Genomic DNA, 22,299 nt, shown 5'->3' on the forward strand with positions numbered 1-22,299 from the left:
AAGATCAGCAGGCATCCAACAGATCCTGCCGACACAACACCCAACTGCCAAGCCCCACAACACATTTCATTCTGAAACGATCAGTAACTCGGGCAGGACGAACGCCGCCAAGTCCCGCTTGGGGACATCACCTTGAAACATCCCGAGAAGCTAGCGGAGAGGCCATCTGACCTGCAAGAACTCGCGAGTTAGTTCGGTTAACGGGCCCTCTGCCGCAACTGCAACACGGTACTCGGCTTCATCGAAAGCAACTACGAGGCCGCAGGCTTGTCTCCCAAATACCTGCAGCAACACAGGAGTTCATAGCCTCGATCCCGCGCCAGAGCCGTGCCAGATCCTGCGGGGAACCACGGGGGAACAGTGGAGACTGGCACGGGTGCAACCAGGGCATCAACACCACTCAGCCGCAGGTCAATGCAACAACCGCCGCCAGAAGACCCAAGCTTCCCAAACTGAGGGCATGAGCGCCCTACCCGGTCCCCGTCCTCAGGCGGGATCGTTGCAACGGCTCGTGCTGGCTTCCTTGGCTGAGGTCGATCGCGTTTGTGCCACCCCGACACTCCGTGGTTGATAGACATAGGTCATCGACGGGAGGGGGACCGATGAAGATTCGGCCAACGGCGTTGAGTGCGTTCGGCTTTGGCGTGAACTGGGAGTTCACGAAGTCGGACAGGGACATCGCTCAGGAGGTCATGGACTTCCTGGCTGACAAACGTGTATTGACGATCGGGCACGCGCGCCCGCAGGTCGAAGCCGCAGCGTGCCTCGCGTCTGCCGGCGAGTGCCGCACTCGGTTGTCCGAGTACCTGACCCAGCTCAAGAAGCCCGGAAGCGACCTGCGCATCTGGCTACGCGCCATGCGTCAGGCCTTCGTGGACTTCATCGAAGCGGGTGGCCCTGACGGCAGCCGTTTCGGCCCCGGATCCGACAGCAGGTTCAACGAGGCTTTGGCTCGACTGCGAGACCAGGTCCAGCAACAAGCCGATGAGGTCTCGGGACGTTACAAGCTCGGCGGCCTCAACCTTCCAGAGCACGAGAGATAGCCCGCAGACTGATGTCCGAGCTCGGACCGAGGCCGGCGCAGGTCGCCTGGCGGACCGAAGTTGGTTACTCCGACGGCGAGGCCAGCCGCCGTCATGGACGATAACCGCATGCATTACTTCAACGGGACGGGGTGGCTCGCGATCTTCACCGGCACGGAAACGATGATCGGTCGGACTGTGGACGTGGACGCCTGGGACGAGACGACGGGCGTTGCCCTCGTGGTCCATCCCAAGCGCGGTACGCGCCGTCCCGTAACGGACTACCCGGACTTCTCCCACCTGGAGCGAGCCGACCAGGTAGTGGCCACCATCCCCGGAGGCGGCTGGCGTGCGTACTGGAAGGACGAAGGACCCGACAACGGGCCGTTGACCGAGCAAGTGCTTGCATGGCTGGTCACGTCCAAGGGGCGTGCCACCCCGATCACCGTCGATACCCACGGACACGTGGACGACGCCGAGAGTGCCGATCGTTTTATCCCACCTGAGGAAGAGTGAAGCGACCGCTCCGGCCCACCGTCTCAGTTTCCGTCTCATGCAGCCCCGTTCACGGTCGTTCAGAGTGGGCCACACGTCAGGCCCGCCAGACGGGCGAGACGCCCATGAACGCAGGTGTATGCCCTTGCACACAGCCCACCACCCCACCAACACAGTTGGAAAGCCTGTTGGGCCCGGGTGGTCCGCCCAGCGAGTCCCCGCGTCTTACGGAGTCGTGACGTGCGGCGGCGGTCACATGGTCCGGCGTCGTCCCGGGCTTAGCGTGGCCATATGCGTGTACTGGTCACCGGCGGTGCCGGGTTCATCGGGTCCCATGTTGTCGACGCGCTCCGGGCGGGTGGACATGAACCGGTGGTTTATGACGTGCGGGAGGATCCGGGCGCCGATGTGCGCGACCCGGCGGCGGTCGCCCGTGCGCTGGTCGGTGTGGATGCCGTGTGCCACCAGGCCGCGATGGTCGGACTCGGCGAGGGGATCTCCGACGCGGCGGAGTATGTCTCCCGCAACGACCTCGGTACCGCCGTCCTGCTCAGCGCCGTGGCGGAGGCGGGCGTGGGGCGCTTCGTGCTGGCCGGGTCGATGGTCGTCTATGGGGAAGGGCGGTACGAGTGTGCCCGGCACGGGGTCGTGCGGCCGGGGCCGCGGGCCGTCGCCGATCTGGACGCGGGCCGGTTCGAACCGACGTGTCCGGTCTGTGGTGCGGAGCTGGGCCCCGGGCTGGTCGGCGAGGACGCTCCGGCCGATCCACGGAATGTGTATGCCACGACCAAGCTGGCGCAAGAGCACCTGGCGGCCGCCTGGGCCCGGTCGACGGGCGGGTCGGCGGTGTCGCTGCGCTACCACAACGTGTACGGGCCCCGGATGCCTCGTGACACCCCGTACGCCGGAGTCGCCTCCTTCTTCCGTTCCGCGCTCGGTCGTGGCGAGGCGCCGCGCGTCTTCGAGGACGGCCGGCAGCGGCGGGACTTCGTGCATGTGCGGGACGTGGCCGCCGCCAACGTGGCCGCGCTGGAGGCGGATGCGCCCCGGGGCGTGCTCACGGCGTACAACACCGGCAGCGGAGAGCCGCACACGGTCGGCGAGATGGCCCGTGCGCTGGCCGCCGCGTACGGCGGGCCCGAGCCCGTCGTCACCGGCGAGTACCGGCTGGGGGACGTCCGCCACATCACCGCGGACTCGTCTCGGCTGCGGGCCGAGCTGGGCTGGAAGCCCACGGTCGGGTTCGGGGAAGGGATGAAGGAGTTTGCACGTGCCGGGCTGCGTGGGGAGGGGCCGGGCGGCGAATCGTCCCCACGGTAGTTCTCATTTATCGACGGTGGTTCTCGCTCAACGCTCGGCCGTCGGCAGCGTCACCTCGAAGCGGCAGCCGCCAGGGATGTTGCGTACGGTGGCCCGCCCCTGGTGCGCTTCGACGATGCCGCGGACGATGGCGAGGCCCAGACCCGCGCCGGCGGGAGGCGTACGGGCATGCGTACCGCGCCAGCCGGTGTCGAAGACGCGCGGCAGGTCCTCCTCGGGGATGCCGCCGCAGCCGTCCGTGACCGACAGGACCACTCCCTCGGGCGAGCGTTCGGCGGCCACCGCGACCGTGCCGTCGGCGGGCGTGCGTCGGATCGCGTTGACGAGGAGGTTGCCGAGCACTCGGCTCATCTCCTTGCCGTCCACCTCGACCGGCACCGGCTCCACATGGTCGCCGAGCAGCCGTACCCCGTGTGCGCGGGCGAGCGGATCCGCGCCCGCCAGAGCGTCACCGATCAGGTCGTACAGGGAGATCCGGGAGGGGGTGAGGAGGAGGGTGCCGGCGTGGATGCGGGAGAGCTCGAAGAGGTCGCCGACCATGTCGTTGAGGCGCTCGACCTCGGTGCGGATCTGCTTGAGGTAGCGGTCCGGGTCCGAGGCGACGCCGTCCTCCAGCGCCTCCGACATGGCGCGCAGGCCGGCCAGCGGGGTGCGCAGGTCGTGCGAGATCCAGGCGACGAGTTCGCGCCGGGAGGACTCCAGGGCGCGTTCACGCTCCCTGGATTCGGCGAGCCTGGCGCTGGTGGCCGCCAACTCGCGGCTGAGCGCGTCCAATTCGGCGGTCGCCGGACCATCGGGGGCGGCGAAGGTGCCGCCGTCGCCGAACGAGCGTGCGGCGACGGCGAGTTCCCGGCTGCGGGCGACGACCCAGCGGCCCAGGAGCAGCGCGGTGGCCAGGGAGACGACCGCCGCCATCGCGACGACGGTCGTGACGACCGTCAGGTCGTGCGACGACAGGAACATCGCCCACGCGACGGCGAGCGTGCCCGCGAGCATCGCGAACACGCCCACGGCCGCCACCACGGCGAGCGACGTGGTGAGCGAGCGCCGCCGGATCAGCCGCAGTACGCCCGCTCCGGCCAGGCCGGTGGCGGCGGCGCCGAGGAAGGAGTAGAGGGCGATGAGGAGGGTGTCGTGCACCGTCAGCCCACCTCCTGGCCGCTGGGGTCGAACCGGTAGCCCACGCCCCACACGGTCTGGATCAGCCGGGGCCGGGCGGGGTCGTCCTCGACCTTGCCGCGCAGACGGCGGACGTGGACCGTGACGGTCGACAGGTCGCCGAAGTCCCAGCCCCACACCTCACGCATCAGGTCCTCGCGGCCGAAGGCCCGGCCGGGGTGGCGCAGGAAGAAGGCGAGCAGGTCGAACTCGCGGAGGGTGAGGGCGAGTTCGGCGCCGTTCTTGGCGGCCCGGCGGGCGGTGGGGTCGACGGTCAGGCCGGCCGCGCCCAGCGGACGCTCCGCGGCGGCGGGTCGCGTACGGCGCAGGACCGACTCCACCCGCAGCACCAGCTCGCGCGGGCTGAACGGTTTGGTGACGTAGTCGTCGGCGCCGACCTCCAGACCGAGGATACGGTCGTCCTCGTCGCCGCGGGCAGTGAGCATGATGACCGGCACGGGACCGCGGCCGCGCATCCGCCGGCACACTTCCAGCCCGTCCATGCCGGGCAGCATCAGGTCCAGTACCACCAGGTCCGGCCAGTGTGCGGCGGCCCGGGTGAGTGCCGTGGGGCCGTCGGCGGCCCGGTCGACGACGTAGCCGGCCCGGTCCAGATACCCGGCGACAACCTCGGCGACCGTGGGATCGTCGTCGACGACCAGGACCCGGGCGGGCCCGTCCGGCTGGGGCCCGGCGGTGGAACCTGCCTTCGCGGACCCGTCCGGCTGGGGCCCGGCGGTGGAACCTGCCTTCGCGGACCCGTCCGGCTGGGGCCCGGCGGTGGAACCTGCCTTCGCGGACCCGTCCGGCTGGGGCCCGGCGGTGGAACCTGCCTTCGCGGACCCGTCCGGCTGGGGCCCGGCGGTGGAACCTGCCTTCGCGGACCCGTCCGGCTGGGGCCCGGCGGCGGTCTGGTCCGGCCGGTGCCCGGTGGTGGATCCCGCCCGCGTGGGCTCGTACGGCTGCTGCATGCATTCAGCCTCGCACCGCGTCACTCTCCTATGTCGCCCCCGGCGCCGCTCCGGCCTCCGACGTCCGCGTTTCGTAAGGAGCCGGAGTCCGAAATGCCTGATTCGCGTTCGTAGGGTGAAAGCCGTGACCACCTCGCCCACACCGCAGCACGTCGACGTCGTGCTTCCCTGCCTGAACGAGGCAGACGCCCTTCCCTGGGTCCTGACCCGTATCCCGGCCGGCTGGCGTGCCCTCGTCGTCGACAACGGCTCCACCGACGGCTCGGCCGACCTCGCCCGCACGCTCGGCGCGACCGTCGTCCATGAGCCGCGCCGGGGCTTCGGCGCCGCCTGCCACGCAGGGCTGACCGCCGCCACCGCCGACATCGTGTGCTTCTGCGACTGCGACGCCTCCCTCGACCCGTCCCGCCTGGTGCCCTTCGTCCGCGAGGTCCGCGCCGGTGCCGCCGATCTGGTACTCGGCCGCAGGAGGCCGCAGAGCCGGGGCGCGTGGCCCGCGCACGCCCGCGTCGGCAACCTCGCGCTCGCCCGCATGCTCCGCCGCCGCACCGGACTGCGCCTGCACGACCTCGGCCCCCTGCGCGCCGCCCGCCGCGAGCCGCTCCTCGCGCTCGGCCTCACCGACCGGCGCAGCGGCTACCCGCTCCAGATGGTCGTGCGCGCCGCCGACGCGGGCTGGCGGATCACCGAACACGACGTGCCGTACCTGCCACGCACCGGCGCCTCCAAGGTCACCGGAACCTGGCGGGGCACCTGGCAGGCGGTACGGGACATGAGCCGCGTCCTGGCCGAAGCCCCCGCGGCCGACGCCCCCGCCGGGGAAGGAACCGCACGGTGACCACCCTCCTCGTCATCGCCAAGGAGCCACGGCCGGGGCGGGTCAAGACCCGGCTCACACCGTCGTTCACCCCCGCCGAGGCCGCGGTCCTCGCCGAGGCGGCCCTCACGGACACCCTGTGCGCGGTGGCCGCGACGCCCGCCCGCCGCCGGGTGCTGGTGCTCGACGGAGAGCCCGGCCGCTGGCTGCCGGCCGGCTTCGACGTCGTACCGCAGTGCGCGGGTGGCCTGGACGAGCGGCTCGCGGACGCCTTCGCCGGGTGTGACGGCCCGGCCCTGCTGATCGGCATGGACACCCCGCAGGTGACGCCGGAACTGCTCACCGTCGACTTCGCCGGGTGCGACGCGTACTTCGGTCCTGCCGAGGACGGGGGCTTCTGGGCTCTGGGACTCGCCGAGCCCGAGCCCGGGCTGCTGCGGGGCGTGCCGATGTCGACGCCGGTCACCGGTGCCATGCAGCGCGGGCGCCTTGTCGCGGCGGGGTTGCGGGTGCGTGACCTGCCGAGGCTGCGGGACGTCGACACCGCCGCCGACGCCGAGGTGGTCGCCGCGACGGCACCGCACAGCCGGTTCGCGGCCGAGCTGGCCCGGCTGGCCCGGCTGCGCACGGCCGGCGGCCGATGAGCACCGCACAGCGCCGGACCACCGAGCCGCCCTGGTCCGCCGACCCCTACTCCGCCGCCTTGCGAACCGGCCGCGGCCCGCTCTTCCTCTCCCGCGGTGACGGCTGGCTGCTGCCCCTGGAGGTGGAGCGGTGGTGTGCGCGCGCCGACGCCGTGGACCTGAAGGTCGTGGCGCGGTGCGAGGGCACGGTGCTGGACGTGGGGTGCGGGCCGGGGCGGCTGGTGGCGGAGCTCGCGGCCCGGGGCCGGTCCGTGCTCGGCATCGACGTCAGTGAGGCCGCCGTCGCCCACACGCTGCGTCTCGGTGGGCAGGCGCTGCGGCGCTCCGTCTTCGACCCGTTGCCCGGGGAGGGGCGCTGGGGCACCGCCCTCCTCGCCGACGGGAACCTCGGCATCGGCGGCGACCCCTGCGCCCTGCTCGACCGGATGGCCCAACTCCTCACCGCTGGCGGCCTGTTGATTGCCGAGACGGTTCCCCTCGACATCGACGAGCGAGTGAGTGTCCGGGTCACCGACGCCCGGGGCGGCACCAGCGCTCCCTTCCCCTGGGCCCGCCTCGGCACCCCGGCGTTGCTGCGGTACGCCGGGGCGCTGGGCTGGCGCACCGTCGATCAGTGGACGGTCGGCGGCCGCTGTTTCGCCGCCCTGCGCAGCCGAGGCCGAGGCCGAGGCCGAAGCCGAAGCACCAGCAGCAGTGCCGAGCCGCCGAAGAGCAGGGCCGTGATCAGCAGCCAGCGGGCGAGGAACCCGTCCGCCGACAGCCCGGTGGCCGACCGGTAGTGGTCCGACACCCGCCCGCTGATCAGCGGGAACCAAGTCAGCAGGAGCAGCCCGGACAGGGCGGTCGGCACACGCACGTACGGGATCCACTCCCGGTGACCGGTCGTGCCGAGCGCCCCCGCGACCGCGCGGTCCGCCACCGCGTACAGCGGCAGCAGCACCAGGTCGTGCAGTAGAGCCGCGCCCACGAACCACAGCGCCACGCCGAACCAGTCGTCGGCGAGCAGCCGTACGCCCGCGTAGCCGGCGAGCGCGAACGAGCAGGCGAGCAGCAGGAGTTGCAGGGGACTGCCGAGCGGGATCCGTAGCCTCGTCAGCCTCGTCCACCGGCTCATCACAGGTCTCCGAACGTCATCCGGGCCACCCACTTGGTGTTCAGCACGCCGGGCGCGGCGGGCACGATCACCCGCGCCGGGTGGCCATGGTCGGGGGTCAGGTCCTCGCCGTTGACGTACAGGGCGAGCAAGGAGCGTGGGTCGGCCACCTGGTTGGCGCGCAGGGCCGCGCGGCGGAAGGCGCCGCGGTGCTGGAGGGACTCGACGAACACGTCCGGCGGGTCGTCGTACCCGACGAGCGCCGCGAGATCCCGCAGCCGTACGCCCCGCCACCACTGGTCGGATGTGGACCAGCCCTCCACACAGGCGATGGGCAACGCCGAGCTGCGCAGGGGAAGCCGGAGGAGATCGGCACGGCTCAGCCGGACGGTGCCGGTGCGGCCGGTGACGATCAGCCGCCATGCCTCCTCGCTCGTCTCCGCCGGGTCGATTCCCGCGTACGCGGCCGTCTTGTTGATCTGGAAGCCGCCGGGGCCGCTGCCCGGCTCACTGCCGCCGTGCGGCGCGAGGAGGGCGGTGGCCCGCAGAGCGTCGGAATTCTGTCCGACCGTCGTGCCGAACAGGAGCAGTGAGCCGCCCCCGACCAGCCACAGCGCGCCGCGCCGGGAGACGGTGGGTGGATCGGGCCGCGGGGACGTCAGGCCGTCCTCCTCCCGGTCCTCCGGCCGGTCCTCCCGCAGGTGGCGCAGGTTCCGTACGGCCGCGGGCAGCTTGAGTACGGTGTGCGCGACGAAGGCGGCGAAGAAGACCCAGGCCCCGTAGAAGTGCAGCGGGTAGAAGGAGCCGGGGAAGACGTAGTCGAGCTGGATGTTGAGCATGCCGGTCACGAACTCGAACAGCGCGCCGCCGACCAGCAACAGCAGCGAGATCCGCTCCAGGGCGTGGGCGAGGGAGCGGGCCGGCGGCAGGGCGAACAGCTTGGGCACCACCGACCACAGCTTGGCCAGCAGCACGGGGATCAGAGTGATGCCGAGGGTGACGTGGACGCCCTGGTTGAGCCGGTACAGCCAGTACGGGTTCGTCGGCCAGGCGAAGAGGTAGAAGCCGAGGACGCCCTTGTCCGGCGTCTGGTCGTTCACCGGCGACAGGTCCGGGTTGTAGGCGGCGTACGAGACCAGGCCCGTCACGAACAGCACGGTGATGCCGACGAGCAGGACGAGGCCGAGCACCGAGGTGAACCAGGGGCCGCGCAGGGGGCTGCGCCAGAAGCCGGGCGAGGTGGGAAGCCGAGGGTTGCTGAGACGCCGAGGGGTGCTGGGAAGCCGAGGGTCGCCGCTGGGACGCCGGTGGTCGCGCATGCCCCGACCGTAGGCACGCACCGGCCCAGGAATCGGCCCGCAACCCATGACGAAACGCTGACGTCCGGCTTGTGCGCCGCCCCGATGCCCGCCTTCCGGCCTAGCGTTCCGCTGTGACCCGCGCTCTCCTCCGCGACCTGTACGCCGCCGTCGCCGCGGCCCTGCTCGTGCTGGTGGCCGTGCTGATCGGCCGCCACATCCAGTTCACCCACCACACGCTGTTCGTCCACTGGCCTCCGCTGTTCGCCGACTGGGACCCCCACCTGGGTCCGGGTACCCCGGCCGCCCTCGTGCTGGCGGCCGCCGTGGTGGCGTACGGGCCGGTCCTCGCGGTGCGGCTGCGGTGGCGGGCGCTGCTCGCGGCGGCCTGGGGCACGGCGATGGGCTGGACCTGGTCACTCGCCCTGATCGACGGCTGGCAGCGCGGCATCGCGGTCCGGCTGACCACCACCAACGAGTACCTCCAGGTCATCGACCGCTTCCATGACATCCCGGCCACGCTGCGGGACTTCACCCACCACATCCTCATCGGCACCCCCGACCGCTGGCCCGCCCACATCGCCGGCCATCCCCCGGCCGCGCCCCTCACCTTCGTCCTGCTCGACCGGATCGGCCTGCGTGGCGGGGGCTGGGCCGGGGGCTGGTGCATCACCGTGGGCGCCACGGCATGCGTGGCCGTCCTGGTCGCGGTGCGGGCACTGGCCGGGGAAGGCCTGGCGCGGCGGGCGGCACCGTTCCTGGTGCTGGCACCGGCCGCGGTGTGGATGGGCGCCTCCGCCGACGCGTACTTCGCGGCGGTCGCCGCCTGGTCCGTGGCGCTGCTCGCGCTCGCGGTGAGCGGGAGTTCCCGGGAGGAAGTCTCCCCTGGCCGGGCGAAGTCGAGAGCTTGGGCGTGGTGGGCGGCGGCCTCCGGCCTTCTGTTCGGCCTGACCTGCTACCTCTCGTACGGGCTCACGCTGTTCGCGCTGATCGGGGCCGTGGTGCTGTTGCTCGGCCGCGACCGGCTGCGGGCACTGCCCTGCTTCTTTGCCGGTCTGAGCGTCGTGCCGCTCCTGTTCACCCTCGCCGGCTTCGACTGGTGGGAGGCGTACCGGCTGCTGGTCGAGCGCTACTACCAAGGAGTCGGCGGCATCCGCCCCTATGGCTACTGGGTGTGGGCGAACCTCGCCTGTACGGTGCTCATCACGGGCCTGGCTACGGCGGCGGGCCTGCGGCGCGCCGGTGCCGTGCTCGTCCGGCCCGGCAGGTACGACGGGTACGCCGCGGAGGCCCGCCTCGCGCTCCTCGTGTCCGCGGCCCTGCTCGCCCTGTTGATCGCCGACCTGTCCGGGATGAGCAAGGCCGAGACCGAGCGCATCTGGCTCCCGTTCGCGATGTGGCTGCTCCCGGCGTGCGCGTTCCTCACCCACCCCCGCGCCTGGCTCACCGGCCAGGCGGCCCTCGCGCTCCTCCTCAACCACCTGCTGTACACCGGCTGGTGACCGATTTCTCGCCCCCGTCCCCTGGGGGGCTCCGCCCCCAGACCCCCGTTCGGCCTAACGGCCTCGTCCTCAAACGCCGGACGGGCTGAAATCCTTGGCCCGTCCGGCGTCTGAGGACGAGCCCTTCGGGCGAAGGCGGGGGTTTGGGGGCGGAGCCCCCAAGGACGATGGGGGTCCCCCTGCTCGAGCGAAGCCGAGAGCTTGGGGGAGGGTAGGGGCGGCGGGGGAGGGTAGGGGCGGCGGGGGCGAAGAACCGCCCCGCACGCCCCCCGGTCGGCAGACGCTACGCGTGCTCGCGCCACCGATTCGTGATCGGCAGCCGCCGGTCCTTGCCGAACCCCTTCGCGGAGATCTTGGTGCCCGGCGGATACTGCCGCCGCTTGTACTCCGCCGTATCCACCATCCGCAGCGTTTTCACGACCAGCTCCCGCTCGAACCCGGCCGCGACGATCGCGTCAGCGCCCTCGTCCCGGTCCACATACCGTTCGAGGATCGCGTCCAGGACGGGATAGTCGGGGAGGGAGTCCGTGTCGACCTGGTCGGGGCGGAGCTCCGCGCTCGGGGGCTTGGAGAGGGAGTTCTCGGGGATCGGGGGAGTCTGGCCGCGTTCCACGGCCGCCCGGTTGCGCCACTCGGCCAGCCGGAAGATCGACGTCTTGTAGACGTCCTTGATGGGGCCGTACGCACCCACCGAGTCCCCGTACAGCGTCGAGTACCCCACCGCCAGCTCGGACTTGTTCCCCGGCGCCAGCACGATGTGCCCCTCCTGGTTGGAGATGGCCATCAGCGTCGTGCCGCGCAGACGGGACTGGAGGTTTTCCTCGGCCAGCCCCGTCAGGCCCAGCGAGGACATATACGCGTCGAACATCGGCTCGATCGGCACGGTCCGGAAATTGAGCCCCGTGCGCCGCGCCAGCTCCGCCGCGTCCCCCTTGGAGTGGTCGGACGAGTACTTCGACGGCATCGAGACGCCGTACACGTTCTGCGCGCCCAGCGCATCGCACGCGAGGGCGGCGACCAGCGCCGAGTCGATGCCTCCGGACAGTCCGATCAGCACGGACCGGAACCCGTTCTTCGCCGCGTACGCCCGCAGGCCGACGACCAGCGCCGAGTAGACCTCCTCGTCGTCGTCGAGCCGCTCCGCGTACCCTCCGGCGAGCTCCGCCTCGTACGGGGGCAGCGGCTCCTCCGACAGCACCAGCCGCTCGATCCGCAGCCCGTCGTCCACAACGCTTCCATCAGCGACTTCGTCGCGGGCGGTCACCGGCGACGCGGCCGCAGCCGGAAGCTCCAGGTCCAGGACGACGCACCCCTCCGAGAACTGCGGCGCCCGCGCCACGACCTCCCCGTCCCGGTTGACCACGATCGAGTCCCCGTCGAAGACGAGCTCGTCCTGGCCGCCGATCATGGCGAGGTAGGCGGTGGTGCAGCCGGCCTCCTGGGCCCGCTTCCTGACCAGCTCGAGCCGGGTGTCGTCCTTTTCGCGCTCGTACGGGGAGGCGTTGATGGAGAGCAGCAGGCCGGCCCCGGCGGTGCGGGCGGCCGGCACGCGTCCGCCGTCCTGCCAGAGGTCCTCACAGATGGCCAGGGCCACATCGACCCCGTGGACCCGCACGATGGGCATGGTGTCGCCGGGCACGAAGTACCGGAACTCGTCGAACACGCCGTAGTTCGGAAGGTGGTGCTTGGCGAAGCGCAGGGCCACCTTCCCTCCGTGCAGCACAGCGGCGGCGTTCCGCGGGGTTCCGGCAGGCTGCCCGTACTTCGGCTGGGCACTCTCGGACCGGTCGAGGTAGCCGACGATCACCGGCAGCTCCCCGAAGCCCTCGTCGGCCAGCCGCACGGCCAGCGCGCGCAGCGCCGCGCGGGAGGCCTCGATGAAGGACGGCCGCAGGGCCAGGTCCTCGACGGGATACCCGGTCAGCACCATCTCGGGGAACGCCACCAGATGCGCTCCCTGCTCGGCGGAGTGCCGGGTCCAACGGACGATCGCCTCGGCGTTGGCGACAAGATCGCCGACGGTCGAGTCGATCTGATTCAGGGCGAGGCGTAGTTGAGGCACGGATCCAGTGTAATCGTCAGAGCGACACAATGGGGTGTGGGGCGCCCCACGTGGAGGCGCCCCACACCTCAGGCCGTCAGGGCCTGTCCGGGGCGGGGCCTCGTGCCCTTACGCCTGATCCCTTAGGGCCTGTCCGGCGGATCATGCCGGAGACGCAGGGTCTGGTGCGCCGATCTGCGGCGTTGTCGTCGGTTGCCGACTCCCCCAAGTTCTCGGCTTCGCTCGAACAGGGGGGACCCCCATCGCGTCGCCGCCCTCCTCCGCCTTGCAGCTCGACGCACCAGACCCCGCTCACCTGCGCTGACAACGCGCCGCCGCTTCCCTCCGACCTGATCCGCCGGACAGGCCCTACGCGCGATAACCCAGCACGGTCATCATCCCCGCCTCCGAGTGGTAGACGTTGTGGCAGTGGACCATCCACAGCCCCGGATTGTCGGCGTCGAAGTCGACCGTCAGCGTCCCGTTCGGCAACACGATCGCGGTGTCCTTGCGCGGCCCGCCCACCACGCCGGCCAGGGCGAAGGTGTGCCCGTGCAGATGGACGGGATGCCACATGCTCGTGGAGTTGGAGAACACCAGCCGCACCCGCTCCCCGGACCGCACGGGATGGCGCTGATCCGCGCGATACGGCTTCTTGTCGAAAGCCCAGTCGTACTTCTCCATTCCCCCGGTGAGCTGGAGCTTCACCGTGCGGTCCGGCTCCCGCTGCTTCAGCGCCACGGACTCGTCCGCCGTCAGCTGGTCGGCCGTCAGCAGCCGCCCGTCGAGCTCCTTCGGCCGTACGGAGGCGGCGGGCGCCGAACCGCCGCCGGTCCGCAGCAGCGCGAGCGCCGACGCCTTCTTGCCCTCGGCGAGCGCGGTCAGCGGGAAGACGCCGTCCTTGGCGGTGACCAGTACGTCGTAGCGCTCGCCCATGCCCAGGAGCAGGGTGTCCGTCGTCGCGTGCCGCACCGGGAAGCCGTCCGTGTGCGTCACCGTCATCTCGTGCCCGCCGAGGGCCACTCGGAAGGCGGTGTCGCCGCCCGCGTTGATGATCCGGATCCGGATGCGGTCGCCGGGGCGTGCGCGGAAGACCGAGGGGGCCTTCGCCGTACGCCCGTTGACCAGGTAGTACGGATACGCGACATCCCCCGCGTCGCCGCCCAGCAGATCGCTCTCGGCGCCCATGAGCATGCGGGAGGGACCGGGCGAGGACGACTCCGTCGTCTCCGTCCTCCGCATCGACATGTTCGCCATGTCGTGCCCGGAGTGATCCATGCCCCCGTCGTCACCCGTGCCCATGCCCCCGCTCAACTCCTTGAGCACGGCGTCCGGCGTGGACCCGTCCACCCCGTCGACCCAGTCGTCGAGGACGACCACCCACTCCTTGTCGTAGGCCAGGGGCTCCTTGGGGTCATCCACGATCAACGGCGCGTACAGACCGCGGTCCTGCTGGGTGCCCGAGTGGGGGTGGAACCAGTATGTCCCCGGGTGCGGCACCGTGAAGCGGTACGCGAAGTCCCCCCCCGACTTGACGGGGCGTTGGGTGACGTCCGGCACGCCGTCCATGTCGTTGCGCAGGGCGATGCCGTGCCAGTGCAGGGTTGTGGACTCGGGGAGATGGTTGGCAAGGGTGAGGGCGAGGGTGTCGCCCGCGGTGACGCGGATCTCCTTGCCGGGCAGCTCGCCGCCGTACGTCCAGGACTTGACCGTACGGCCGCCCAGGTCGAGGGAGGTCTCGGCGGCGGTGAGCCTCACCTCTCGGACCGGCCCGGAGCCGCGCTTCTTCTCGGCGGCGGCGACTTCCTGGCCGGCCGGATCGACGTATCCCTTCGGAGCGCCGCCGCTCCCGGACCCTCCGTGGCCCGAGTGCCCCGAATCCGAGCTCGAACAGGCGGACAGAACTCCCGTCCCGACCGCCGTGCCGGCGACGGCGATCGACGCACCGAGAACGGTGCGGCGCGTGTGTGTGCGCATGGCTGAGTAACACCTCGTCGTGTGATGTTGCGTGCGGATGGGCGCGTCCGCTGCTTCTGGTACACCGCTCGACGCCCGGAGGTTCCCACCTCTGGCGTCCGGAGATTCGGCCCCGTGCGGGCAGCCCGAAGCAGCCGGTGCGCCGGCCTAGATGCGCAGCACCGACAGACGGGAGAGAAGGGTTCTGGGCGGGGGAGGGTTGGGCCACAGGGCGCGCAGCAGCCGTGTGAGCGCGGGTGGGCGGAGGGAGTCGGCCCACGGGCGGCCCAGGGCCACCGCGAGCAGCAGCAGGAGGGCGAAGCCTCCGAGCACGGCCAGACAGACGGACAGCGGGTCCATGCCGCTCATCGGCGGCATCTCGGTGTCGGAGAGTTCGGCCGTCGCCGCGTGACGGGTCTCGGCCGCCTGCCCGTGCGCCTCGGACACGGCGGCGGACATGCCGGGCAGTGGCGCCTCCGCCACCCCCGCCACCGTGTGCGCGGAATGGGCGGAACCCGGCCCCGCACCGTCCCCGCCGTGCCCGGACGGATGTCCCAGCGTGTGCATGGTGACGATCCCGAAGAGCAGCGCGGCGAACAGCAGCAGCTGTCCGTATCCCGCGCCCGCCCGGAGCGCTCGGCGCGTCCGGCTCCTCGTCGTCATGTCCCGCACCCTACCCCCACCGGGTATATGGCGCCTCCGTGCCTCTCCGGGCCGGGCGGCCGGAAACACGTGCGCCCGCCCCTCGGCGAGGGACGGGCGCGACGGTGGTGGCCGACGGTCAGTGACCGCGACGTGCGCGGTACGACGCGACAGACCCTGGACGGCACGCTGCCGCCGCCGGCAGCACTACGAACGCGCCTTCGCCCCCCGCTCCTTGAGCATGTCGGCCATCAGATCGATCTCCGACTGCTGCGCGTTGACCATGCCCTGGGCCAGCCGCTTCTCCACCCCGACCGTGCACTCGGCCACACAGCCCTTGGCCATGTGGATGCCGCCCTGGTGATGGTCGGTCATCAACTGCAGATAGAAGACCTCGGCCTGCTTGCCGCTCAGCGTGCCGAGCTTCTTCAGCTCGGAGTTGGTCGCCATGCCGGGCATCAGTGCGCCGTCCTTGCCGGACGCCATGTCGCCCATACCCATCCACGTCATGGGCGCGTCCGACGAGACCTTCGGCAGCTCCCACAGGTCGAGCCAGCCGAGCAGCATGCCGCGCTGGTTGGCCTGGGTCTGCGCGACGTCGTACGCGAGCCGCCGCACCTCTTCGTCGTCCGTGCGGTCGCGCACGATGTACGACATCTCGACGGCCTGCTGGTGATGGACCGCCATGTCCCGGGCGAAGCCCGCGTCCGCGGAGTCGGTGGAGGGCGCCTTCGTCCCCGGGGCGTCGCTCTCGGCGACCGCGTACGTGATCGCCCCGGCGGCGACGAGCACCGCCGCCGTGCTTGCCGCGATCCAGCCCGCTTGCCGCATCTGCTTCATCCGGCTCACTGTGACAGGCCGTTGGTGCAGGCGGCGCCCGGCTCGGGCGTCTGCTTGCCCTGCACGAACTCCGAGAAGAACTTGTCGACGGCGGCGTCGCTCGCGCCCGTCACCGTGCGCTGCTTGCCCCACGCGCTGAGCATGATCGGATCCTGCTGGTCCTCGACGGGGCTCATCAGGGTGTACGGCGTCTTCTTGACCTTCTCCGCGAGCGCCTTCACGTCGGCGTCCGAGGCCTTGCTGTTGTACGTCACCCACACCGCGCCGTGCTCCAGCGAGTGCACGGCGTTCATGTTGTTGATCGCCTTGTCGTAGACGTCGCCGTTGCAGTTCATCCACGCCTGGTTGTGGTCACCGCCGACCGGGGGCTCCATCGGGTACTTCACGGTCTTGGTGACGTGGGTCTGGCTCAGCGTGCCCTTCCACGTCTTCACCCCGTCCGCGCCCGTGACGAACTTCCCCGACGACCCCTTCGAGTCGCTCGCCGTGTCGTTTCCGTCCGACTGCGACCGGACCAGGACGACGCCGCCGATGACGAGACCGACCACGACGACCGTGCCGGCCGTGATCATGAGGATCCGGCTGCGGCGCTCGCGGGCCCGCTCGGCCTTGCGCATCTCTTCTATGCGCGCCTTGCGCTGCGCGGAACCGGTGTTCTTGGCGGAACCCATGGCGAGTCCTTATGGGGGAATGGGACGGTCGGGTCCGCTGATCGTAGTGGGGACACAGGGGATGCTCGTAGGGAGGGCACAGGAATGGCCGAAGGCGTGACCTTCTTCCCGATGAGCTTTCCGAAAATTTGAACTAAAGATGCGCATTATCTAGGCTGTCGTCATGCGGCTCCTGCAGTCCACCGATCTGGCCCTGCGCATTCTGATGCGGCTCGCCGTCGCGGGTGAGTCCAACCCCACGACCAAGCAGGTCGCGGCGGACATGGACGTGCCGTACACGCACGCCGCGAAAGTCGTCGCCGAACTCCAGCACATGGGTCTGCTGGTGGCCCGCCGCGGCCGGGGCGGCGGCCTCGCACTCACCGAGCAGGGTCGTACGGCGTCGGTGGGCGCAGTCGTACGCGCCTTCGAGGGCGACGGTGACGTCGTCGGCTGCGAGGGCCCCACCCCGTGCCCGCTCAATTCCGCGTGCCGGCTGCGGGGTGCCCTTCGGCGGGCCCAGGAAGCGTTCTTCGCGTCGCTGGACCCGCTGACGGTGCAGGACGTGGTCGCCGCGCCGACCGGCCCGCTGCTGCTGGGGATCTCCAGTGGGCCCCCGTCGTGAGGGACGGCGTCAGTCCTGCGCGAGCCAGAGGTCGGGCCCGAACACCTCGTAGTGGATGGCGGCGGGAGCCACGCCCTTCACGATGAGCCCGGCCCGCAGCGCCCGCATGAACGGCAGTGGACCGCACAGGTACGCGCGCGTGCCCGGCGCGACGGCCACCTCGGAGAGATCGACCAGGCCTGTGCGGTCGGCCCCCGTGGCGTTCCGCTCGTACCAGAAGTGCACGTCCGCCTCCGGAAGCTTCGCGGCGTACGTCCGGTGCTCGGCGCGCAGAGCGTGGTCGGCGGGGGAGCGGTCGGCGTGCACGACGGTGACCGGGGCGCGGTGCCCGGAGAGGGCGAGCTGCTCCAGCATGGCGATCATCGGGGTCACGCCGATACCGGCGGAGGCGAGCAGCAGCGGCGCGTCCGTGGCCTCGAGCACGAGATCGCCGTACGGGGCGGAGACCTCCAGGATGGTGCCCTCGTGCACGTGCGCGTGCAGGTGGTTGGAGACCTCGCCGTCGGGAGTGGCGTCGCCGTGGACCCGCTTGACGCCGATCGGGCGCACCGGTGAGCCGGGCGCGGCGGCGAGACTGTACTGGCGTATCTGGCGGGCGCCGTCCGGGAGGGTGACGCGTACGGAGACGTACTGGCCCGCCCGGAAGTCCGGCACCGGCCCGTCGTCCGCGGGGCGCAGCTCGAAGGCGGCGACGTCCGCGGTCTCCTCGACGCGCCGCACGACCTCCCAGGGGCGCCATCCGCCGACGCCCTCGTGGTGCGCGTACAGCCGCTTCTCGATGACGATGAGGGCGTTCGCCATCAGCCAGTAGACCTCGTCCCAGGAGGCCGCGACCTCGGGCGTGACCGCGTCGCCGAGGACCTCGGCGATGGCGGCGAAGAGGTGCTCGTGCACCACCGCGTACTGCTCGGGCGCGATGCCCAGCGAGGCGTGCTTGTGGGCGATGCGGTTCAGCATCACGTCGGGGCGGTCGTCCGGCTGCTTCACGAGGTACGTGGCGAAGGCGGCGATCGAGCCGGCCAGGGCCCGGCGCTGGGTGCCGTCGGCCTGGTTGCCGCGGTTGAAGAGGTCACGCAGCAGCTCGGGACGGGCGGCGAAGAGCCCGTCGTAGAAGCGTTCGCTGATCTCGTCGATGGCCCCGGCGACGGCGGGCAGGGTGGTGCGCACGATGGCGGCGGACTGTTCGGACAGCATCGGGGACTCCTCTCGTCCACGCCGCACGGTAGTAAAACTTGCATCTGAAATGCAAATTAAGAGGGAGGGGAGAGCGCGGAGGTCGCCTGTTACGCATACGCGCTGGAGCAGGCAAGATGGGCGACAGGGCGGGACACCTGCTGTACGCGAGGCGTTCAGGCCGAAGTCGGCCGATCGATCTTGGTCGGCAATGCGCACGAAATGCTGTTGTGGTGGGATGCTCAGGTGCCCGACCGCCTCCCACGGGACGGGAGCAGACGGCCTGACCAGCAAGGATGGGTGGAAGCGGAAGATGGACAAGCAGCAGGAGTTCGTGCTCCGGACACTGGAGGAGCGCGACATCCGGTTCGTACGCCTGTGGTTCACGGACGTGCTGGGCTTCCTCAAGTCCGTAGCCGTGGCGCCGGCCGAGCTGGAGCAGGCCTTCGACGAGGGCATCGGCTTCGACGGGTCGGCCATCGAGGGCTTCGCCCGCGTCTACGAGTCCGACATGATCGCCAAGCCGGACCCGTCGACCTTCCAGGTCCTGCCGTGGCGCGCGGAGGCCCCCGGCACGGCCCGCATGTTCTGCGACATCCTCATGCCGGACGGCTCCCCGTCCTTCGCGGACCCGCGCTATGTGCTCAAGCGCGCCCTGGCGAAGACCTCCGACCTGGGCTTCACCTTCTACACCCACCCGGAGATCGAGTTCTTCCTGCTGAAGGACCGCCCGCTGGACGGCTCGCGCCCCACCCCGGCCGACAACTCCGGCTACTTCGACCACACCCCGCAGAACGTCGGCATGGACTTCCGCCGCCAGGCGATCACCATGCTGGAGTCGATGGGCATCTCGGTCGAGTTCTCCCACCACGAGGGCGCCCCCGGCCAGCAGGAGATCGACCTCCGCTACGCCGACGCGCTCTCCACGGCGGACAACATCATGACGTTCCGCCTGGTCATGAAGCAGGTGGCGCTGGAGCAGGGCGTCCAGGCGACGTTCATGCCGAAGCCGTTCAGTGAGCACCCCGGCTCGGGCATGCACACGCACCTGTCGTTGTTCGAGGGCGACAGGAACGCCTTCTACGAGTCCGGCTCCGAGTACCAGCTCTCCAAGGTCGGCCGCTCCTTCATCGCGGGCCTGCTCAAGCACGCGGCGGAGATCTCCGCCGTCACCAACCAGTGGGTCAACTCCTACAAGCGCATCTGGGGCGGCTCGGAGCGCACCGCGGGCGCCGGCGGCGAGGCCCCCTCGTACATCTGCTGGGGCCACAACAACCGCTCCGCCCTCGTCCGCGTCCCGATGTACAAGCCCGGCAAGACCGGTTCGGCGCGGGTCGAGGTCCGCTCCCTCGACTCCGGCGCGAACCCGTACCTGGCGTACGCGCTGTTGCTGGCGGCGGGTCTGAAGGGCATCGAAGAGGGCTACGAGCTTCCGCCCGGCGCCGACGACGACGTCTGGGCCCTCTCCGACGCCGAGCGCCGCGCGATGGGCATCGAGCCCCTGCCCCAGAACCTGGGCGAGGCCCTCACCCTCATGGAGCGCAGCGAACTCGTCGCCGAGACCCTCGGCGAGCACGTCTTCGACTTCTTCCTGCGCAACAAGCGCCAGGAGTGGGAGGAGTACCGCTCCGAGGTGACGGCCTTCGAGCTGCGGAAGAACCTGCCGGTGCTGTAAGCGCAGGTCAGGGTAGTTGCTGAAACGACACGTAGGGCCGACGGTGACCGACCGTCGGCCCTACGGCGTCTCGGACCCGTCAGTCGACGCGGGTGAGCGGAGGGCATTCCCAGGCCGCGTCCACGACCTCGCGGTGCGGCCGGTACATGCGCAGGATCACGAACCAGGTGCCGCTTTCGGGCGTGGGCAGCCAGTTGGACTCGCGGTCCTCTCCCGGTGATGTGGACTGCAGATGGAGAGTCAGACCGCCGTCGTCAGGGTCCATGACGAGCCCGGGCGTGCGGTCCCCGACCGAGTAGCGGCCGGCCGGGTGGGGGATCAGGTTCATGTCCTCGCCGTACGCGGTCAGGGACCAGAAGGCATCGACGGGCGGCATCGCGCCCGCGCCGAAGCGCAGTTCGTACCGGCCGGACGACAGCTTGTTCCCGTCCGCGTCGTCGTAGTTGAGCAGATAGACCGCCTCGTCGGGATCGTTGGCCATGATGCCCGCCAGCGACTGGTCGGCAGCGCGCTTGAGGAAGTCGTCGCCGAAACGGCCCATCTGCGGTGGCGGATAACGCCAGCCGTTCACCACATGTGCCCACTCACCGCTGAGCATCTGCTGCTTGAGCATCGGCATACCGACAGCCGCGGCCCGGATGAGGTTCTGCTTGACCCGCTCCGGCTGGGCCTCGACATCGAGACCGGGACCGATGCCGACCTCGGCGAACTGCTTGAGCAGGATCGCGTGGTGCGCCGGTGGCGGGTTCTCGGCCAGCATGGCGTTGAGCGTCTTCCAGGGGCCGAGTGGATCCTGCGCGGGGTCCACCGGCGTCAGCACCTCGCGGCTCGCCGGGAGCTGCGCCAGGTCGACGGCCTCGCCGTCCCCGCCGAAGGCGCTGAGCGGAATGAGCCGGTACTGGGCTTGGAGCGCCTGTACGTTCGGCACATCGGCCTCGCCGTCGACCAGCGTCCTGCCGAGGATCAGGATCCACGGGCTCGGCGCGGTCGCGACGCGGCCCACACCATCGGGAAGCTTCCCCTTCCAGTCCGGACCGACGATCGCGAATTGGCCGGCCTTCGATCCCGTGGAGCGCTGACCTATGTAGTCGAAGTTGTCGGAGGTGATGCCCATCAGCTCGAAGCAGAAGTAGCGATCACCCATGTCCGGGTGGGTGAGGATGACCGGCTCGCTCCGCAGGTCCACCCACGCGGTCGAGTACAGGGTGTCGTTGTTCGGACATCCGCCGTCCCGGAACGAGGCGTCCAGCAGCCGCTGCGCGTGCCAGAAGTGGTTGACCGCGGAGTACGGCACCGTCGCCGGGTCACGCAGCTCGGTCACCCACTGGTGACGCAGCCGGGCGTTGTAGATGTACGGAAAACCGTAGACGAAGGCCTGCTCACCCAGCGTGTAGGCGTACTCCCCACGCCAGTCGGGCACCCGTCCGGTCAGGATGGGTGTCACCGCCTGCCGGACCAGCGGCAGCGTCTGAGGCAGATGCCGGAACCGGTCCACCATGGCCTGGGGGTGCCGTACGGCCCCCGCCGCGGCCCGACCCGCGGCGCCCGCGGCGCTCGCTGCCCGGTTGATGGTGGCTGTGACGCCTGCGGCATCGTCGTGCGTCCGCCGATGCGGACGGTGACGCGCGGCTTCGGACATGATCATGTCCCTTCCCCTTGCGGACACCCCGTGCGAACACCCCGTGAGAACACCCCGTGGAAAAGCTCTTTGCACCACTTCTCACCATAGGACTCATCCGGAGGAGCGCCAACGCGGACGAGATCCGGTGGCCTCTGTGCGGCTGCGGGACGTCATACGAACCGCCAGCGGGTCTGGCTGAACGGCTCCCCCTTTCCGAAGCCGAAAACCGTCTGCGGTGTCACGGAGAAGACGACAGCGTGTCCGGGACCGTGGTGGAAGAACCCGTCCCGCACCTCGAAGTGCCAGAAGCTGCCGTACTTGGCCTCCCAGGCCGCGGCCAGCTCACGCAGCCGGTCGTCGTCGGAGACTCGGACGGCTTCGCCCTCCACCACCAGGTCGTAGCCCTTGTCCCAGGTGTTGGTGCCCGTCGTCAGCACGACGTGCGGGTTCTGCGCGAGGTTTCTGGCCTTACGCTCCTCGGGCCCGGTGCAGAAGTGCAGTGCGCCGTCCGCCCACACCGTGGGCATCGGCGTCACATGCGGGCGCCCGTCCGGCCGTACCGTCGAGATCCAGAACAGCTCGGCCTCGGTGAGCAGCGCATCGGCCTCCGACCAGGGCGTCGCGGTGGCCGTCGCGTCGCTGTAGCGGCGGTCGAGACGGGTCTGTGGTGCGTTGTCGGTCGTCATGGCGCGTCCTTCCAAACATCGGCTGGCCCCTCGACAAGGAAGACCCCGTACAGCGGCGGAACTCATCGCT

At 70.6% G+C, this 22,299-nt stretch carries 20 protein-coding genes; 9 read left to right on the forward strand and 11 right to left on the reverse strand.

The annotated features are described in order from the left end of the window. The first annotated feature begins 602 nt into the window (after positions 1-602). The 3 genes from ACX28W_RS07780 to ACX28W_RS07790 all read left to right on the forward strand — a co-directional run bounded on the left by ACX28W_RS07780 (position 603) and on the right by ACX28W_RS07790 (position 2,837). The gene (locus ACX28W_RS07780; RefSeq protein WP_458998013.1) at positions 603-1,043 is read left to right on the forward strand and encodes a DUF6650 family protein; all 441 of its coding nucleotides are present in this window, start codon (positions 603-605) and stop codon (positions 1,041-1,043) included. 108 nt (positions 1,044-1,151) lie between these two features. Beyond that, a complete protein-coding gene (locus ACX28W_RS07785; protein WP_458998014.1) occupies positions 1,152-1,538 on the forward strand; it encodes a hypothetical protein in 387 nt (128 codons plus the stop codon). Between the two features lie 270 nt (positions 1,539-1,808). Then, positions 1,809-2,837, forward strand: a complete 1,029-nt coding sequence (locus ACX28W_RS07790) for an NAD-dependent epimerase/dehydratase family protein (RefSeq protein WP_458998015.1) — start codon at positions 1,809-1,811, stop codon at positions 2,835-2,837. A 27-nt stretch (positions 2,838-2,864) separates the two neighbouring features. On the opposite strand, the gene ACX28W_RS07795 is transcribed toward ACX28W_RS07790, so the two are convergent. Next, on the reverse strand, positions 2,865-3,977 hold the full coding sequence (locus tag ACX28W_RS07795) for a sensor histidine kinase (protein ID WP_458998016.1): 1,113 nt from the start codon (positions 3,975-3,977) through the stop codon (positions 2,865-2,867). Between the two features lie 2 nt (positions 3,978-3,979). Then, positions 3,980-4,657, reverse strand: a complete 678-nt coding sequence (locus ACX28W_RS07800) for a response regulator (RefSeq protein WP_458998219.1) — start codon at positions 4,655-4,657, stop codon at positions 3,980-3,982. Positions 4,658-5,081: 424 nt separating this feature from the next. Between ACX28W_RS07800 and ACX28W_RS07805 the strand changes: the two genes are divergently transcribed. Genes ACX28W_RS07805 through ACX28W_RS07815 form a run of 3 tightly spaced genes read left to right on the forward strand, consistent with a single transcriptional unit; the run spans position 5,082 to position 7,206 of the window. Next, positions 5,082-5,804, forward strand: coding sequence for a glycosyltransferase family 2 protein (locus ACX28W_RS07805; protein ID WP_458998017.1), 723 nt, complete (start codon positions 5,082-5,084; stop codon positions 5,802-5,804). Further along, positions 5,801-6,427: a TIGR04282 family arsenosugar biosynthesis glycosyltransferase gene (locus ACX28W_RS07810; RefSeq protein ID WP_458998018.1), complete on the forward strand. Its 627-nt coding sequence runs from the start codon at positions 5,801-5,803 to the stop codon at positions 6,425-6,427. The genes ACX28W_RS07805 and ACX28W_RS07810 overlap by 4 nt, the downstream gene beginning before the upstream one ends. Further along, entirely contained in the window at positions 6,424-7,206 is a 783-nt protein-coding gene (locus ACX28W_RS07815) for a class I SAM-dependent methyltransferase (RefSeq protein ID WP_458998019.1), read from the forward strand. Before ACX28W_RS07810 ends, ACX28W_RS07815 begins: the two co-directional genes overlap by 4 nt. A gap of 334 nt (positions 7,207-7,540) precedes the next feature. On the opposite strand, the gene ACX28W_RS07820 is transcribed toward ACX28W_RS07815, so the two are convergent. Beyond that, complete coding sequence (locus tag ACX28W_RS07820; RefSeq protein WP_458998020.1) at positions 7,541-8,839, reverse strand: molybdopterin-dependent oxidoreductase; 1,299 nt, start codon at positions 8,837-8,839, stop codon at positions 7,541-7,543. Between the two features lie 113 nt (positions 8,840-8,952). Between ACX28W_RS07820 and ACX28W_RS07825 the strand changes: the two genes are divergently transcribed. Further along, the gene (locus ACX28W_RS07825; protein WP_458998021.1) at positions 8,953-10,320 is read left to right on the forward strand and encodes a hypothetical protein; all 1,368 of its coding nucleotides are present in this window, start codon (positions 8,953-8,955) and stop codon (positions 10,318-10,320) included. 283 nt (positions 10,321-10,603) lie between these two features. Here ACX28W_RS07825 and ACX28W_RS07830 read toward each other — a convergent pair whose 3' ends face one another. The 5 genes from ACX28W_RS07830 to ACX28W_RS07850 all read right to left on the reverse strand — a co-directional run bounded on the left by ACX28W_RS07830 (position 10,604) and on the right by ACX28W_RS07850 (position 16,470). Beyond that, positions 10,604-12,382, reverse strand: coding sequence for an NAD+ synthase (locus ACX28W_RS07830; RefSeq protein WP_458998022.1), 1,779 nt, complete (start codon positions 12,380-12,382; stop codon positions 10,604-10,606). Positions 12,383-12,730: 348 nt separating this feature from the next. Further along, a complete protein-coding gene (locus ACX28W_RS07835) occupies positions 12,731-14,338 on the reverse strand; it encodes a multicopper oxidase family protein (RefSeq protein WP_458998023.1) in 1,608 nt (535 codons plus the stop codon). Between the two features lie 147 nt (positions 14,339-14,485). After that, positions 14,486-14,980: a hypothetical protein gene (locus ACX28W_RS07840; protein WP_458998024.1), complete on the reverse strand. Its 495-nt coding sequence runs from the start codon at positions 14,978-14,980 to the stop codon at positions 14,486-14,488. A gap of 186 nt (positions 14,981-15,166) precedes the next feature. Continuing rightward, positions 15,167-15,790 carry a DUF305 domain-containing protein gene (locus ACX28W_RS07845; RefSeq protein ID WP_458998220.1) on the reverse strand — a complete coding sequence of 208 codons (624 nt, stop codon included), beginning with the start codon at positions 15,788-15,790 and terminating at the stop codon, positions 15,167-15,169. A gap of 14 nt (positions 15,791-15,804) precedes the next feature. Next, positions 15,805-16,470 carry a DUF3105 domain-containing protein gene (locus ACX28W_RS07850; RefSeq protein ID WP_458998025.1) on the reverse strand — a complete coding sequence of 222 codons (666 nt, stop codon included), beginning with the start codon at positions 16,468-16,470 and terminating at the stop codon, positions 15,805-15,807. A gap of 163 nt (positions 16,471-16,633) precedes the next feature. Between ACX28W_RS07850 and ACX28W_RS07855 the strand changes: the two genes are divergently transcribed. Beyond that, complete coding sequence (locus tag ACX28W_RS07855; protein ID WP_458998026.1) at positions 16,634-17,074, forward strand: RrF2 family transcriptional regulator; 441 nt, start codon at positions 16,634-16,636, stop codon at positions 17,072-17,074. Positions 17,075-17,083: 9 nt separating this feature from the next. Here the strand turns inward: ACX28W_RS07855 and ACX28W_RS07860 are convergent, their stop codons facing one another. After that, positions 17,084-18,268 (reverse strand): globin domain-containing protein, encoded by a 1,185-nt coding sequence (locus ACX28W_RS07860; RefSeq protein ID WP_458998027.1) that lies wholly within the window; start codon positions 18,266-18,268, stop codon positions 17,084-17,086. 292 nt (positions 18,269-18,560) lie between these two features. Between ACX28W_RS07860 and glnA the strand changes: the two genes are divergently transcribed. Further along, positions 18,561-19,922 (forward strand): type I glutamate--ammonia ligase, encoded by a 1,362-nt coding sequence (gene glnA, locus ACX28W_RS07865; RefSeq protein WP_362081627.1) that lies wholly within the window; start codon positions 18,561-18,563, stop codon positions 19,920-19,922. A 79-nt stretch (positions 19,923-20,001) separates the two neighbouring features. On the opposite strand, the gene ACX28W_RS07870 is transcribed toward glnA, so the two are convergent. Together ACX28W_RS07870 and ACX28W_RS07875 are read right to left on the reverse strand one after the other, a co-directional pair. Continuing rightward, entirely contained in the window at positions 20,002-21,567 is a 1,566-nt protein-coding gene (locus ACX28W_RS07870; protein WP_458998028.1) for a DUF1254 domain-containing protein, read from the reverse strand. 146 nt (positions 21,568-21,713) lie between these two features. Then, positions 21,714-22,229, reverse strand: coding sequence for a pyridoxamine 5'-phosphate oxidase family protein (locus tag ACX28W_RS07875; protein WP_458998029.1), 516 nt, complete (start codon positions 22,227-22,229; stop codon positions 21,714-21,716). Between the last annotated feature and the right edge of the window lie 70 nt (positions 22,230-22,299).

The sequence above is a fragment of the Streptomyces sp. SD15 genome, from assembly GCF_054462255.1.